Raw genomic sequence first — 15126 nt, 5'->3', positions numbered from 1 at the left:
CAGGCTGAAAATTAATTAATACCTTTGAATTAATTTCAGGCCTTCATACTTATTATTAGGCTTACAGGAAAAGAGTTTTGAGTTTTTTAAATTATTATTTAATCAATAAAATACCTAATTATTATAAAAAAGCACTTGGCTATTATCCAGATATGCTTGTTTATCAACATAATGCCACTCAATATGCAGCACAATGGCAAAGTTTAATACAAGCAAAATACATTTATACTAACGGGTATGATCTAAAACCTGTAAGCATTTTTCGTTATGCTTTTGAAATATTTAAAGGTTGGTTAGGTTTTAACAATCATTGCGAGCAGCAAAAAGTAAAACTATCTCTCTGTAAATTTGCTTATTATGGTTATCTCCAAAACTATTCGCAGTCTCACTTACAACAACCGCTATTGTATTGTAATTTACCTACCGAATATTTAACGTTGGTACAAAAACCACGGGATGGGGCTACTTCAAAAGCATTACAAACTTTACTTATCAAGTATTACTGGGAAAGTGCTAGCTTACTGCCTCAATCACCAGATTTTGCTGTACACACACAATATGCCTTTGGTGATTGTTTCAAACTATTAGGGCAATGGACCGAAATACCCAGACTTGATCCTCAATCTCCTCTGCTTATTAACAATACCATTAATAAACTAGAATTTGAGCTTGCCATAAAAAACTATACTTTTTTTGCAAAAAGTTATTATGCACAACTGGCAGCGCAAAGTTATCTTAACAAAGCACAGGAAGCACAACAAAGTTATTTATATCATTGGACATGGCTTAGCAATGCACAAGCTCGAACTCATGCTTATCTTAAGCAAGCCCTATCTTTTAACCCAGATATTACTAGAAAAGATTTAATAATTTTTATTGATTATTTTCTTAAACAACATGATTTTGCACAAGCGCTTACCCTAATTGACCAATTACCAAATATAAATGACGCCATTAACTATGTAGTAGCAAATTTTACTACACGCGAGCAGCTGACTTTAATTACACCAAATTCTAATTTGGCCAAAGCATTAGCTAAGTATTACTTACAACAGAATAAACTTGAAAGCCTTCGCCTAGCAGTACAATTGGATACAAATTTAGATAGAACTGATCCAGTTAATAGGTTTAAATTATTTATTGCTGAAGAAGAAGATGAAAAAGCCTATGAGTTATGGTTGGCAAATCAAGACAAACATACCTTTACTGCTAATGATTTAAGAAAACTTGCTGACTATTTTGATGAAGCTGGCGAGCAAGCTTATCAAATAGGGAAAAAATATCGTCAAACTAACCAATGGGAGCCAGCAACTTTAGCCTATAAACAAAGTTTATTAGCGAAAGAAAAAGCACTTAAAATCGAGCCTAATATTAAGAGACAAGAGCAGTATTATGTTCATACTCGTCTTTATGCCCAATTACTAATTGATGCTGACCTAAACCAGAATAAACCTACCGAAAGCGATATTAATAATATTCAAAAAGCAATAAATCTACTAGATAGGTGTGATGCAACAGCAGTTAGCTCCGAAGAACGACTAAGACATTCTAAAACGTTAGTAAAAGGATTAATGCGGCAAGTTGATTATTTAACGTCCATTTTCTCCGTTTCTAGCATTTATGATAGGGATCACGACACGCAATTACAGCATAAAAAGAAACATCAAGATGACTTTGAGCTCGCTATTAAAGCGTTACACCGTATTGTAAAACTACTTAAAGATACGAAAAGCCCTAAACAAAAGAAATTATTAGGCAAAGCTTACTTTTTACTAGGCGATATTGCTTATTTCTTTGATCTTGATTCTTATAATGCACCTTCTTACTTTAAAAAAGCAATGGAAACCGTGCCTAAGAATCCTTTTTATTTATTACGCTGTAGCGAACTATTTCCAGAACAGCAAGAAAATTTACGTGAGCGAGGCGTGCCTTTGCTTAAGGAGCTAGGCTTTAGTGCACACGATTATACTGATTGGGATTTAGAGCGTTGGGAGAAAAAAGAAATTGGAAAGAAAAGTCCTATTAAAGATATTCATAACCTTGAGGTAAAACAACCTCCAAAAGTGACCACTATACTTAATTTTTCCTAAAACTTAATTAAAATAAAACTAGTTACCTAGGCAAAATTTAAGCACTGCTAATTTAGTTTTTTTAGCTAAATATTTTGTGGCTTACTCATAGGACGCAACAATCTAGTTGGCACTAAATGCCAACTAGATTTACTTTTAAAAAGGAATTAATAAGTCTTTTTCAATTCTAAGGAGTTCCTGCTTAAATAGTTGTTGAATACTATTTAAACTACCTTGATCTTTTGCTTCAAATCGGGCCACTAAACATGGCGTAGTATTGGAAGCACGTACCAAGCCCCAACCATGCTCAAACTCAACTCTAATACCATCAATTTTTATAATTTTAGCTGTATCAAATTCAGCTAAATCACTAAATCTTTTCATGAAATTAAACTTGTTTTCTTCATCAATAACAATTTTAATTTCGGGAGTATTAATACTATCAGGAATAAGACAAAATTGTTCATCAACTGATAAATCACTTTCACTAACTATTTCTAATAAGCGGCAAGCACTATAGAGTGCATCATCAAAGCCATACCATTTATCTTTAAAAAATAGATGACCGCTCATTTCTCCAGCCAAAGCGGCCTGCGTTACTTTCATAACATCTTTTACAATAGAATGACCGGTGGGACACATTTGTGCACGTCCGCCAGCAGCTTCAATTACAGCGGCCAAATGTGCTGAACATTTCACATCATAAACAATAGTTGCACCAGGATTATTTTTTAGCAAATGACGCGCATAGAGCATCATGAGACGATCAGGCCAGATTACTTTACCTGTATTTGTTACAACACCAAGCCTATCAGCGTCCCCATCAAAAGCAAGCCCTATATCCGCATGATGCTCTTTAATAGCTTTCTTTAAATCAGTTAAATTTTCTTCAACGGCGGGATCTGGATGATGGTTAGGAAAACGGCCATCTACTTCACAATAAAGAGGGATTACTTCACAACCGAGGCTTTGAATAACTTCTGGAATAATGGCGCCAGCAATACCATTGCCACAGTCAACAACTACTTTTAAAGGTCTTCTTAAATTGATATCTCTTACTACTCGCTGCATATAGGCAGGTAAAATATTGAAAGTCTCTTCTTTCCCTTCACCATTAATAAATTCAGCATTTAAAATAAGATCATAAAGAATATCAATATCTAATTGAACTAAGGTTTTACCTGCTAATACAATTTTAATGCCATTATAATCGGCAGGGTTATGACTACCGGTGACCATTACACCACAATCTATATCATATTCATGGGTTGCAAAATACATCACAGGCGTAGGCGCCATTCCTAAATCAACTACATTAATACCACTATCTAGTAAACCTTGTTTTAAGGCAGAAGCTAAACTTATACTGGTAAGCCGCCCATCACGAGCAATGACTATTTTCTGCCTATTAAGTGTATGCATACGGCAGCCAATAGCACGACCGATACTATAAAATGCATGCTCATCAAAATCTGCATTTATAACGCCACGAATGTCATAAGCGCGAAACACTGCACGCTTTACTGTTCTAGCTTGATATTGCATTATGCCCTCCCTGAGCTACCAAAACCGCCCTCGCCTCGATCTGATTGAGTAAATGTTTCAACTATCTTAAACTCAGCTTTTACAATTGGTAAAAATACTAGTTGCGCAATACGATCACCCGGGTGAACAGTAAAGTGCTCTTGGCTACGATTCCAACAGGAAATTTTTAGTTCGCCTTGATAGTCTGAATCAATTAAGCCTACTAAATTACCCAAAACAATACCATGCTTATGCCCTAAGCCAGAACGAGGCAAGATAACTGCTGCCAAATTAGGATCAGCGATATAAATAGATAATCCTGTTGGCAATAATATGGTTTCCTGAGGTGCAATTTGCAGTGGCTTATCAATACATGCTCGTAAATCGAGCCCCGCTGAACCTTCAGTGGCATAAGTAGGTAGCGCAAATGTTTCATTAAGGCGAGGATCTAAAATTTTTAATTCGATGGCCTGCTTCATAAAATTTATACCTTGTTGATTTCTTCTTAAATTGTTAGCACTGAGTTAAGTTCAAACGACAAAAGCTCAAAAGCCGCAGTGTACATAAAACACATGAGTATTTTGTAGCCTTTTTTCCGTCTAATATTAACCAGCGATGACGTTTTTGAAGAAGTCTATTATTAAATAGCGTCATTTTGAATAGCTGCAGCAAGAATTTCAATGATTTGTCCTGCTAAACGAATTTTATTAGCAGGCTCTAAAGCAACTTGTGAGTTAGTTGTAAGTATTGTGACTTGATTATTGTCGCTATCAAAAGCAAGCCCATTACCGACTTGATTAGCAATAATCATATCTAACTGTTTTTTTTCTAATTTTTGTTTTGCATGTTCAATCACATTATCCGTTTCTGCAGCAAAACCCACTACATAAGCTGCCTTTTGGCTTTGTGCAACTGAGAATAGAATATCTGGATTAGGTATTAGATCAAGAACTAATTTTTCTTGATTTTGTTTTTTGATTTTTTTATCTGCTTGTTGATTAGGGGCATAATCAGCAACAGCCGCGCAACCAATAAAAATACTTTTTTCAGCTAAATGCTTCATAACTTCAGTATACATTTGCGCAGCTGTCATAACAGAATACATTTCAACACCTGGTGGTGGGGAAAGCGCAGTTGGCCCACTAATTAGAATAACCTTAGCGCCCGCCATTGCTGCTGCCTGTGCTAGTGCATAGCCCATCTTGCCTGAGCTGTAATTAGATAGGTAGCGTACTGGGTCAAGTGGTTCTTGTGTTGGCCCTGCCGTTATTAAGACAGTTTGGCCCTTTAATAGTCCATAAACTGCGTGTAGCCGCAAAGCATTAATAATATTTTCTAATTCACTTAAACGTCCAAGGCCATACTCACCACAGGCTTGTCCCCCTTCTTCAGGGCCAACAATCAAAGCACCTTGCACTTTTAAATTTTCTATATTTCTTTGTACCGCTTTATGTTTCCACATACTTTGATTCATTGCTGGACAAATTAAAACCGGCGCCTCTATTACAAGGTAGAGCGTAGATAGTAAATCATCTGCCAATCCATTAGCCAATTTAGCTACGCAATTAGCAGAAGCTGGCGCAATAATTAAATAATCAGCCCAACGAGCTAATTCGATGTGACCCATTGCGCGCTCAGCTTGGGAATCAAATAATTGAGTACGTACCTCATAACCACTTAAGGCTTGCAGCGTTAAAGGGGTGATAAATTGCATTGCAGCCTCTGTCATAACCACTCTAACCTCGGCCCCTAGTCTGGTTAACTCTCTGACTAAATAGGCAGATTTATAAGCAGCAATACCACCACAAATACCTAACAATATTTTTTTATTAATAAAATCTTGCATCATTAACTCATTCTAAATAAGAATAGTCGCGATCAAAACACAAACCTCGCTATAAAGGAATAACTAGCATGAATTTAACCACCGTACCCTTGCGCCTGCGTGAAAAATTAATAATACAAGGTGCCCAATATTTATCCGATATGGAGCTACTCGCTGTATTTATTAGCTCAGGTAATAACAAAAAATCCTGCCTAGATTTAGCTTTTGATTTGCTAAAAAAGTTTGGCGATTTGCGCGCAATACTCAATGCAGACTTTAAGTATTTTAATCAGATAGCAGGTATGGGATTAGTTCGCTATCTACAATTACAAGCCTGTAAAGAAATATGCCGTCGGAGTGACTTAATTAATTTAAAAAGAAATATAAAATTAACAAACAGCCAAGAAACTTATACCTATCTTAAACGTCAATTAAGAGATAAAGCTAATGAAACTTTCTCAGCTCTTTTTCTAGATAACCAGCATCGAATTATTCATTATGAAGAACTTTTTCAAGGCACAATTAATACAGCCTATGTTTATATAAGACCTTTAATTATACGAATTTTAAACCTCAATGCAGCGGCAATTATCCTCGCTCATAACCATCCTTCCGGAATACCTGATGCAAGTGAGCAAGATTTCACCATTACTAAAAAACTCAAGCGCGCTCTAGATTTAATTGATGTGCAACTACTAGATCACTTAGTAATTGGTGATAATGAAGTCTTTTCAATTTCTAATCAGGTCAAATGGACTTGCCATTAGCAATCACCGCCACTTAAATCGCATTATAATAACCAGCATTTATGTTGGTTATTATTTTATATAACTGAATAAATAAGGAACATGTGTTAAGAATTGAGACTATACTTAGATTAAATAAGCTTTAGGCCAAAAACAATGGACTATATCTCTCGATCGAAGATTCTTGAACTCTCAACTGAACAACCTGTTGGACTTATTTACTCTCGTGCTGATTTAAATCAATATCTAGTAGAGTTAATTACTTTTAAAAGAGCAGATTACATTCATAGTGGGGTAGATTTGGCTAGTTTCCCTACGGTAGATGAGGCAGTGTATAGTGCCCGAGAGTCTGGCGCTACTTGTTTTTTTCTTTGCTTAGATAACACTTATGATGAATGTGGTTCATTACCAGCCGAAGACCGTTTTAACTACTTACCCATTGTACCTCCTATAGAACCTAATACAGGTACATAAAGTATATGAGCATCTTAAAGCCCTTTTTCTATAGAGACTGACTGTATATGGCAATTTAGAAAGAGTGCCGATATCTCACCGTAGCCATTTTTCCTTTGTTGTGGAGTTTAAAAGAAATCTATAATAATTAATATTAAATAATAAATCTCAAGCAGATTTACTAAAAGGATTTAATATGGTTCAACAAATAATAGATGTACTGGTTGTAGGTGCAGGTCCCGTTGGCTTATTTTGTGCTAATGAATTATCGCGGCATGGGTTAAATTGCCGCATTATTGATAAAAAAGCTACTTTAAGTGATAAATCAAAAGCGTTAGCTATCCATATCCGTACTTTAGAAGCATTAGAAGATACTTCCTTTTTAAATGATGTCTTTGAGGAGGGGCATAAGGTTTATGGTGTATTGTTTAAAGCTGATGGCAAGGTGGTAACTGAAGTTAGTTTCGACAATATAGGAAGTAACTATAATTTTTTAATTGACTTACCACAAAATAAAACCGAGCGTATTTTTTATCAGGGTTTGTTGGCAAGAGACATTACGCTTGAATGGCAAACTGAACTCGTTTCTTTTACCGATGGCGACCCCACAGTGGCTGTAGTAAAAAAAGCTAATGGGCAAACTGAAGAAATTGCGACTAAGTGGATTATTGCCTGTGATGGCTCTCACAGTACATTAAGAAAGTTATGCCATGCAAATTTCTTAGGAGCAGAATATAAACAGCGCTGGTGGTTAGCTGATATTCATGTGCAATGGGATATGCCAGAAGATAAAATGATTATGTATGTTAGTCATGGTGGTCCCTTAGCTTGTTTCCCTATGGGAAATAGACGCTATCGTTTTGTTGCAACAGCGCCAATCAATAAGACCGAAGAGCCTACTTTAGAAGATATTATTACTCTTTTCAATGAGCGAAGCTCGGATAAAGCAGTTTTATCTGATCCCGTTTGGCTAGCTGAGTTTTCAATTCATCATCGTCAAATTGATAATTATCGCTATAATCATGTCTTTTTTTGTGGTGACGCAGCACATATTCATAGTCCAGCGGGTGGACAAGGGCTAAATACCGGTATTCAGGATGTTTATAACTTAGTGTGGAAATTAAGTTTAGTTCTTAAAGGCTATTCCCCGGAGTCACTTTTAAATAGCTACCAATTGGAACGACATCCTATAGCCAAAGCTGTTTTAAAGAAAACAGATATTATGACTAAGATGTTTTTACTTAAAAATAAATCACTAATCAGTTTACGTAATAGATTAGTTAGTGCTTTATCTTCTTATGATTTTATAATTTCTCCTATAGCTAAAGACTTAGCCGAATTAGATATTTCATATGCTAAAAGTCCTATAGTGTGTGTAATGGGGCAAAAAACTCGATTTCGTATTGGGCAATTTATACCAGCAATAGCGCTAAAATCTCTACGACATAGAACATCGCAACTTATTGAACAAATTTGTCAAGGAACGCTACATCACTTATTTATTTTTCTAAAAAAGAACGACTTAACTGAAGCAATGGATAAACAGTTAGTCGAGTTGGCAAAAAGTTATCAAGCTGTTTTAGAAGTGCATTTAGTCGTTATTGACTCCTTAGACTGCAATTCACAACTTTCTTCCGTGTGGGTAGATGAAAATTATATTATTCAAGACCGATTTCATATTAAAAATTGTGCCAGTGTAGTTGTACGTCCAGATAAATATATTGGCTTTGTAGAATCGCCTTTTAATTTTAAATCACTAGAAACTTGGTTAGAAACTATTTTCTGCATCACTCCACATGAATTAATTTAAGGAAGAAGTATATTAATTCTGCTAAGATGAATACTCTACAGCTATTCCCTACTTAAATTTGGTGTTAATATTTTTACAGCATTTTGAGATTTATACTTCTTATCGAAGAATGTAAAGATCAATTAGCCATAAGGGTATCTAAGAGCAATTTTAATAGATAATAATAATTTAAATAAAGCATGAGGACTATTATGCGCTTGCTAATTAGCTTATTTATCTTTGGAGCATCCTTCGCTACTGCTGCAGATACGATTGATCATTATATGAATATTTTTAATAACATTCCGAAGATGGAAATGAAAGCAGACCCGCAAGCACATGCTTGGGCCCGCTCGGCACGAAACATCTTAATTTTAGCTGATGAAAGTATTGCTGAAACACTAGTACAAGGAAATGAACTAGCCAAAAACCAAGGAAAGCCTCTATTTTGTTTACCTAGTAATATAAAGCTGACTGCCGAAACGCTGCATGACATTATTTTGCGTACTTATAATAATATTTCAAGTCAACAAAGCGATAAAGATAAAATGACTGTATCGCAAATTGCTTGGTTAGGTGTTATGCAAAATTATCCCTGTCAATCCCAAGCCGCACCTAGTTTAGGCTTTAAAAATGAAGACCAAGCGATGCAACATTTAGAAGCTGCAGGCTTAAAAAAATAGCCTATTAATTAATTTGACAAGTTACTCTTATAGATGAGCAAGTTCAGCTAATTTATTAGCTTTTTATTTAAATTTCCTGCGTTTTGCTTGCCTCTACTTCTAACGATGCTTTTATATCTTTATAAATAGGAATAGCCGTTTGAAATAAGCTATTGAGATTTTCCCAATTTTTATTTTCAGGACTACAATTACTGGTCACGACCTTAAATAATTTTTGGCATTCAGCATGTAAATTGTCTATAGGCTGCTCATATGTAAAACTATGCTCATTTTTTGAACTAAACAAACCTATTGAGGTCTGCGGTGCTAAAGCCTGTTCATTTACAGATAAGCTCACTAAGTAATTTAGCATCTCTTTTAAATCTGCTGTATTTAATAAATTTAAAAGACTTCCCCCTTTATCATTAAGCAATAAATCCTCTTTTCTTGATAAAATCTCGTTTAACAAAGTGATTATTGGTTCTATTCCAGCGTAAGGGATAAGCGTGCCTACTTTTTCTTCAACCTTATCTATCATTGATAACATCTTTTCTGCTTGCGCGTGCCAAATCGTTATATTTTTATAAAAAATATCTTCTATAGAGCTAGTTTTATTTTCTCTAGAGCTAGTTTTATTTTGAAACAAAGAAAGCAAACCTTTCGTTTTATTTTGACACAAAGAAAGGAAACCTTTCGTTAAATTAGAATCAGCACGGCTCTTTTCCTCAATAATTGCAAAGAAAAGTGCTGATGCTTCTTTAAGAGTTTGTACTTTATCTAAGTCGTTTATTAATTTTCTTGCAACAACAATATTTACTGTTGCAGACGGATTTCTTTTACAATAACTGTTTAACCAATCTTTATAAAATTTTAACAGGCTTCGATTCATAATAAGCTTAAATAATTAATTGGCCTTTAATTATACAAAATAAACATTAAGTAATTATTATGAACAATTGGAAATCGCTCTTGAACCTTTGCCCAGGATAAAAATAACAACTATTAAAAGCTCTTTCTATAGGCTCTATTTCCTACGGCTTGCCCAAAAAAGCCCTTAATTTAGCTAGATTACTGACTTTCACAAATAAGTCATAGTAATTAGGCGAAGATTATTTTGCCCGGTAAAGAGTCTATTAGATTGGTTAAAGAAAAAAAATTTTAAGTAAATTATTAAATTTTATGCTTAAAGGCAGAATGCTTGAGCATCATTCATTACTAAGGAATCAATAAGTTAATAACCCTTAAAATTAAAGTAAAAACTGATACTAAAAAATACCAGTTTTTACTTTTTGCTTAATATAACAGCTTAATTTCTATTGATTAAACTCTTCAAACGCTTCTAAAGCTTCGGCAGCATACATTAAAGAAGGTCCACCTCCCATGTAAATAGCCATTGCTAGCGTTTCCATAAGTTCTTCTTTAGTGGTTTCTAATTTAGCTAATTTTTGTGAATGAAAACCGATACAGCCAGGACAATGATTTGCTACAGCTAAAGCCATAGCTATTAACTCTTTTGTCTTTTTATTTAATACACCATCTTTTCCTGCTGCCTGGCCTAATGTAGCAAAACTAGCCATTACCTCTGGCATTTCTTTGTGCATTTTAGCTAATTGAGTATTAATTCCTTTTGTAATATCACTAAATTTAGTTGACATTGGCGTAAGCTCCTTAAGATTAGCAGTAAATTAAGAAATCATTTAATGGTTTCAACAGAAGAGTTTGTCATCTTCGCGTAGACGGAAGTCTATTTTAATACTTACATTAAACCAGCATAAAAATAGATTCCCGCCTACAGGGGAATGACAGAGTTGTTCTTAAGCTGACGCCATTAAGAGATCCCCCTTACCAAAAGGCTGTATTTGGTACAACGCACGAAAATAATGCTGTAAAAATACTCATCCAAAATACCAAACTGCGCATATTATGTATGCTTATTAAGCACAATGAACTCAAATATAATCTTTCACTAAGGTTCAAATTATTCCCTGCTCTATTACGCAGTAAATAAAACAATATATGTTATAGCATGACTTTCTCTTAGAAACACTAGGCAGTATTAAAGTTTCATTTAAAGTAAAAAACCCTTACCTGCCTATTTTTTTAAAATTTAATAAATCATTCCACAATTGTTTGGCAATTAAACCTTGAACGGGCTTTTGCAAGCGAATAGCTTCAAGCGGAACAAGGCGCTCATCAAAATGGTGGCCTGATAGAACTTGTAAACTGCCGTTATTTAATTCTGTATCAATAAGGTGCTTTGGCAAGCGGCCCCAGCCTAAACCGGCTAAAATAATTTCTTTTTTCGCCATAACGTCACTAACTGTCCAATGCTTACAATGCTCAATAACACCAAATGAAAAGTCAGCTTTTGATGAGTCTTTTAAAATAACTTGTAGGCAGTCTTTAAGTGTATCTAGATTACCTAATTGTTCCTTATATTGATTAATAAACTGCGGTGTGGCAACAGCAGGCATTAACACAGTTGTTAGAGGAATTACCTCGACTGCTTGTTTAGAAATTAAATTTTCACTAATAATTAAATCTGCTTGTCCTTGTAATAGGCGCTCACAAGCGCCCCCTATAGATTCTGAAAGAAAATGAAAATGTGTTTGTGGAAAACAGCTTATCCAGTGATGAAATAAATCTTTTAATTCAGTTAAGGGGTAAAACACATCAATAGCTATGGTAATATCAGTCTCCATATCTTCTTGTAATAACTCTGCAAACTGATTGATATGTTGCCAATGGGAAATTAACGTTTTAGCTCTTTGATACAATTTCTCACCTTGTATAGTTAAGCGCGGTCGATAATAACTTCGATCAAAGAGGCTAATATCTAACTGCTCTTCTAGTTTTTTAATAGTATGGGTAATAGCTGGCTGGGATTTAAACATGGCCTCTGCAGCAGCATGAAACCCGCCTTTTTCAATTACTGTGACAAAAACTTTCAATGCGTCAAAATCAATCATGATTACTTTAACTTATCAAATTAATTCGGTAATAATATTATCAATTTATCAAAGTTTTTACTAGGATGAGAATAATTCTCATTAACAGATTTTAGGAGCTACAACAATGCAGAGGATAGCAGCAGAAATAATTTCTTTACTATTAAAACAAAAGCGACAAGTTAAACCCTATGCTCTTTATTGCCAGGGTAACTATTGCCTAAGTTGCCAAGCGCCTCACTTAGGTCAAGTTATGCAAGCCATTAAAATGGAGCAGCCAATCACTTTAATTTTACCTGCTTTTCCAGCTAAATCTGCTAACCGTGAGAAAACTATTTCTTCTTGCCCTGATTTAGGAGAAATCATGGGACTCACCAATCTTAATCATTTATGTGCAAAAATAAATCAGCTACATGCGCCAGGCGTAAATCTTATTATTTGCTCAGATGGTCGTGTTTTTAATGATTTAGTTTTAGTTGAAGACAGTGATGTTGATTTGTATCAACAGGGGATTAAATCAATCATTGCCGAAAACGAATTAACCTATCTAAGCACTTTTTCTTTAGATGATGTTTATGTCGGGCAAACTTATGCAAGTATGCGCAACAATTTAATGCAAGACTTTAGTGAATCAGTGATGTCATTAAAAAAGAAAATTCAAGCAGATGAAGTGCTTCTCTATCAATTTAATGGTATTCATCGCTTTATTACAGAAGATCAATTATATTTACGACGCACGCTTTCAAAAAATCAAATTCGTAAAGAGGCAAAGCAAGTTGCTTATGAAGTAATAAGACGTTCTAATGCTTGGTCTAACTTATTAGCAAAGCACTTTCCATTTGCCATCCGTTTATCCATTCATCCTCAACCTTGCGGTTCTGAAAAACTAGGCATTCAATTTCTGCCCGCTAGTAATTGCTGGGCAACACCTTGGCATAATGTTTTATTGAAAAATAAAGAATCTTGGCAATTAATTAAACGGATAGAAGCCGAACGCTTAGGTGCTAAACTCAACCACGATCATTACGTTTTGGAGGCTTGCTAATGACTACAATAATAGATTCTTCCTTTCACTCATATATTTTTACAAAAGAGCAAGTTAATTGTTTAGCTGACATTAATTTAACTGAAATTCTTAAGAAAGTTAGGCGCCATAAGATAGTTTTATTTCGTGGTTTACCAACCTTAACTCGCGAGCAATTGTTAACCTATTGCTCCTCGCAAGCTAAACTTTTGCATTGGGATTTCGGTCCTGTGATGGAAATGCGGCCTGATCTTAAGGCTAAAAATTATTTATTCACGCATGGCGATGTACCACTACATTGGGATGGCGCCTTTTATCAAGAGCCACGTTTTTTATTTTTTCATTGTCTACAAGCTCCTAAACAACATACCGGTGGCGAGACGCTATTTGTCAATACAGAAGCAGTTTGGCAAGATGCCACTGAGCAACAGCGACAACAATGGTTAACATATGAATTAACTTTTGCAACAGAAAAATTAGCCCACTATGGCGGCCATATTAAACGAAATTTAATTGCCAGGCATCCAGACACTCAACAAACGATTATACGTTTTGCGGAACCTGTTGGTGAAGACTATCTTAATCCGGTAGAGGTTTCAGTCATTAATAAAAGTCATGCTGAATCAGAAGCCATTATTAAAAATATTAGTCAGTTAATGCGTAATCCGCGTTATTGCTATCAACATCAGTGGCAAACAGGAGACTACCTTCTTGCAGATAACTTCTCTCTTCTACATGGACGCAATGCCTTTAGCGAAATTACACCTCGCCACCTAAGAAGGATTCAAATCCTATGACAACGTATACTTTAATGCAGTTAAAACAAACCACTACGCCTGAAGAATTTGCTCATCATTTACATGAAATGGGATCTTTATTCTGGTGGGATCCGGGTAAATTTTGGGTTGTTACCAAATATGACCTAGCTAAGCAAGTTTTGTTAAGTTCAGATTATACCTGCGATAGAAGTCCTTTTTTTATTTCTCGCATGCCTGAGATGGATTTATCTCTAATCCAAGACTTTTTTAAAGTAGTCAGCAAAATGATGGTCATGAGTGATGCACCAGAACACACCAAAAGACGTCGTATTTGTTATCAGGGCTTTACTAATCAAAAACTAGTAGAGTTAAAGCCCCTTATTGAGCAAACGTTACTTAAGCGCTTAGCTGGTTTTAAACCTAATCAAGCGTTTGACTTTGTCACCGAAATTGCGCAAGTTATTCCTTCAACAACGCTTGCTGAACTATTTGCTATTCCTGAGGAAGAACGCTTAGATTTTTACAATTGGTCTAATAATATGACGCAATTTTTTGGCGGCTCAACTACTTATTTTAATGAAGATGGAATTAAGGTTAATACGAGTGCGCAAAATTTATATAATTACTTTGCAGCGTTAATTGATCAAAGGCGAGCAAAACCTAGTAATGATTTTTTAAGTGTTTTGCTTGAGCATCAAGCGCATTTTGGCTTAAATGATGAAGAAATTATCTCTCAAGCGGTGATGATGTTAGTAGCAGGTCAAGTAACGACCACTGATCAAATGTGCAATAATCTCTATACAATGCTTTCCACACCGAATCTTTGGCAAAAAATGGCCAGCTCTCTTAATCATTTAGATGATTACATAGAAGAAACTAATCGACTTGATCCTGCAGTAACGTTTATTTTTCGTGTAACTAAAAAGGATACTTATTTAGGTGAGCAATTTATTAAAGCAGGAAGCGTTATTTTTATCTCAACCCATGCTATCAACCGTGATCCAGATTATTTTCCTGAACCTGATACCATAAAACTTGACTCACGTTTACATGCTCCTCATTTTAGTTATGGTTATGGCGGGCATTTCTGCTTAGGTGCAAAGCTTGCACGAATCGAGATGAATTTAGTTTTTAAAATGTTATTACAATATTACCCAAGCTTAAAGTTAGATAAAAAGCAATCTGCTATTAGAAAGCATCATAGTTTATCTTTTTCAGGCTTTGAACATTTATGGTTAACCTTAAATTAAATTTATGCAATATATTAATGACGATATAAAGTTGCTTATAAATTTAAATAGGCAACTTTATATTAGGAATTCACTTTA

Annotated in this window: 14 protein-coding genes; 8 read left to right on the top strand and 6 right to left on the bottom strand. The window is 35.0% G+C overall.

Annotated features, from left to right (window positions below; translation table 11 throughout):
• The first annotated feature begins 77 nt into the window (after positions 1 to 77).
• A complete protein-coding gene (locus ACNVED_RS02255) occupies positions 78 to 2090 on the top strand; it encodes a hypothetical protein (RefSeq protein WP_419420137.1) in 2013 nt (670 codons plus the stop codon).
• A 135-nt stretch (positions 2091 to 2225) separates the two neighbouring features.
• Here ACNVED_RS02255 and ACNVED_RS02250 read toward each other — a convergent pair whose 3' ends face one another.
• From ACNVED_RS02250 to coaBC, 3 genes are all read right to left on the bottom strand, one after another.
• On the bottom strand, positions 2226 to 3614 hold the full coding sequence (locus ACNVED_RS02250; RefSeq protein ID WP_419420136.1) for a phosphomannomutase/phosphoglucomutase: 1389 nt from the start codon (positions 3612 to 3614) through the stop codon (positions 2226 to 2228).
• The gene (dut, locus tag ACNVED_RS02245) at positions 3614 to 4072 is read right to left on the bottom strand and encodes a dUTP diphosphatase (protein ID WP_419420135.1); all 459 of its coding nucleotides are present in this window, start codon (positions 4070 to 4072) and stop codon (positions 3614 to 3616) included. Before dut ends, ACNVED_RS02250 begins: the two co-directional genes overlap by 1 nt.
• Positions 4073 to 4233: 161 nt before the next feature.
• Positions 4234 to 5439 (bottom strand): bifunctional phosphopantothenoylcysteine decarboxylase/phosphopantothenate--cysteine ligase CoaBC, encoded by a 1206-nt coding sequence (gene coaBC / locus ACNVED_RS02240; protein WP_419420134.1) that lies wholly within the window; start codon positions 5437 to 5439, stop codon positions 4234 to 4236.
• Between the two features lie 68 nt (positions 5440 to 5507).
• Here coaBC and radC point away from each other — a divergent pair, with 68 nt between their 5' ends.
• The 4 genes from radC to ACNVED_RS02220 all read left to right on the top strand — a co-directional run bounded on the left by radC (position 5508) and on the right by ACNVED_RS02220 (position 9089).
• Positions 5508 to 6185, top strand: a complete 678-nt coding sequence (radC, locus tag ACNVED_RS02235; RefSeq protein ID WP_419420133.1) for a RadC family protein — start codon at positions 5508 to 5510, stop codon at positions 6183 to 6185.
• A 135-nt stretch (positions 6186 to 6320) separates the two neighbouring features.
• Positions 6321 to 6638, top strand: a complete 318-nt coding sequence (locus tag ACNVED_RS02230; protein ID WP_419420132.1) for a hypothetical protein — start codon at positions 6321 to 6323, stop codon at positions 6636 to 6638.
• Positions 6639 to 6813: 175 nt separating this feature from the next.
• On the top strand, positions 6814 to 8427 hold the full coding sequence (locus tag ACNVED_RS02225) for an FAD-dependent monooxygenase (protein ID WP_419420131.1): 1614 nt from the start codon (positions 6814 to 6816) through the stop codon (positions 8425 to 8427).
• Between the two features lie 191 nt (positions 8428 to 8618).
• Positions 8619 to 9089, top strand: a complete 471-nt coding sequence (locus ACNVED_RS02220) for a phosphatase (protein WP_419420130.1) — start codon at positions 8619 to 8621, stop codon at positions 9087 to 9089.
• Positions 9090 to 9156: 67 nt separating this feature from the next.
• On the opposite strand, the gene ACNVED_RS02215 is transcribed toward ACNVED_RS02220, so the two are convergent.
• The 3 genes from ACNVED_RS02215 to ACNVED_RS02205 all read right to left on the bottom strand — a co-directional run bounded on the left by ACNVED_RS02215 (position 9157) and on the right by ACNVED_RS02205 (position 12037).
• Positions 9157 to 9957, bottom strand: coding sequence for a hypothetical protein (locus tag ACNVED_RS02215; RefSeq protein WP_419420129.1), 801 nt, complete (start codon positions 9955 to 9957; stop codon positions 9157 to 9159).
• A gap of 424 nt (positions 9958 to 10381) precedes the next feature.
• Positions 10382 to 10723: a carboxymuconolactone decarboxylase family protein gene (locus ACNVED_RS02210; protein ID WP_419420128.1), complete on the bottom strand. Its 342-nt coding sequence runs from the start codon at positions 10721 to 10723 to the stop codon at positions 10382 to 10384.
• A 429-nt stretch (positions 10724 to 11152) separates the two neighbouring features.
• Positions 11153 to 12037 (bottom strand): LysR family transcriptional regulator, encoded by an 885-nt coding sequence (locus ACNVED_RS02205; protein WP_419420127.1) that lies wholly within the window; start codon positions 12035 to 12037, stop codon positions 11153 to 11155.
• 106 nt (positions 12038 to 12143) lie between these two features.
• Here ACNVED_RS02205 and ACNVED_RS02200 point away from each other — a divergent pair, with 106 nt between their 5' ends.
• The 3 genes from ACNVED_RS02200 to ACNVED_RS02190 are packed head-to-tail and all read left to right on the top strand — an operon-like array spanning position 12144 to position 15048.
• The gene (locus tag ACNVED_RS02200; RefSeq protein ID WP_419420126.1) at positions 12144 to 13061 is read left to right on the top strand and encodes an L-tyrosine/L-tryptophan isonitrile synthase family protein; all 918 of its coding nucleotides are present in this window, start codon (positions 12144 to 12146) and stop codon (positions 13059 to 13061) included.
• Positions 13061 to 13837, top strand: coding sequence for a TauD/TfdA family dioxygenase (locus tag ACNVED_RS02195; RefSeq protein ID WP_419420125.1), 777 nt, complete (start codon positions 13061 to 13063; stop codon positions 13835 to 13837). Before ACNVED_RS02200 ends, ACNVED_RS02195 begins: the two co-directional genes overlap by 1 nt.
• On the top strand, positions 13834 to 15048 hold the full coding sequence (locus tag ACNVED_RS02190) for a cytochrome P450 (protein WP_419420124.1): 1215 nt from the start codon (positions 13834 to 13836) through the stop codon (positions 15046 to 15048). Before ACNVED_RS02195 ends, ACNVED_RS02190 begins: the two co-directional genes overlap by 4 nt.
• The last annotated feature ends 78 nt before the right edge of the window (positions 15049 to 15126 follow it).

Source organism: Legionella sp. D16C41, assembly GCF_048541585.1.
Classification (GTDB): Bacteria; Pseudomonadota; Gammaproteobacteria; order Legionellales; family Legionellaceae; genus Legionella_C.
Note: the sequence above shows the minus strand (reverse complement) of the source record. Positions and strands in the feature narration are given on the sequence as shown.

Bases quoted from the DNA above. Each gene is read 5' to 3' on its own strand.
- ACNVED_RS02195 (WP_419420125.1), top strand. From the start codon at position 13,061: ATGACTACAATAATAGATTCTTCCTTTCACTCATATATTTTTACAAAA.
- ACNVED_RS02205 (WP_419420127.1), bottom strand. From the start codon at position 12,037: ATGATTGATTTTGACGCATTGAAAGTTTTTGTCACAGTAATTGAAAAA.
- ACNVED_RS02225 (WP_419420131.1), top strand. From the start codon at position 6,814: ATGGTTCAACAAATAATAGATGTACTGGTTGTAGGTGCAGGTCCCGTT.
- ACNVED_RS02190 (WP_419420124.1), top strand. From the start codon at position 13,834: ATGACAACGTATACTTTAATGCAGTTAAAACAAACCACTACGCCTGAA.
- coaBC (WP_419420134.1), bottom strand. From the start codon at position 5,439: ATGCAAGATTTTATTAATAAAAAAATATTGTTAGGTATTTGTGGTGGT.
- ACNVED_RS02250 (WP_419420136.1), bottom strand. From the start codon at position 3,614: ATGCAATATCAAGCTAGAACAGTAAAGCGTGCAGTGTTTCGCGCTTAT.
- radC (WP_419420133.1), top strand. From the start codon at position 5,508: ATGAATTTAACCACCGTACCCTTGCGCCTGCGTGAAAAATTAATAATA.
- ACNVED_RS02210 (WP_419420128.1), bottom strand. From the start codon at position 10,723: ATGTCAACTAAATTTAGTGATATTACAAAAGGAATTAATACTCAATTA.
- dut (WP_419420135.1), bottom strand. From the start codon at position 4,072: ATGAAGCAGGCCATCGAATTAAAAATTTTAGATCCTCGCCTTAATGAA.
- ACNVED_RS02220 (WP_419420130.1), top strand. From the start codon at position 8,619: ATGCGCTTGCTAATTAGCTTATTTATCTTTGGAGCATCCTTCGCTACT.
- ACNVED_RS02230 (WP_419420132.1), top strand. From the start codon at position 6,321: ATGGACTATATCTCTCGATCGAAGATTCTTGAACTCTCAACTGAACAA.
- ACNVED_RS02200 (WP_419420126.1), top strand. From the start codon at position 12,144: ATGCAGAGGATAGCAGCAGAAATAATTTCTTTACTATTAAAACAAAAG.
- ACNVED_RS02215 (WP_419420129.1), bottom strand. From the start codon at position 9,957: ATGAATCGAAGCCTGTTAAAATTTTATAAAGATTGGTTAAACAGTTAT.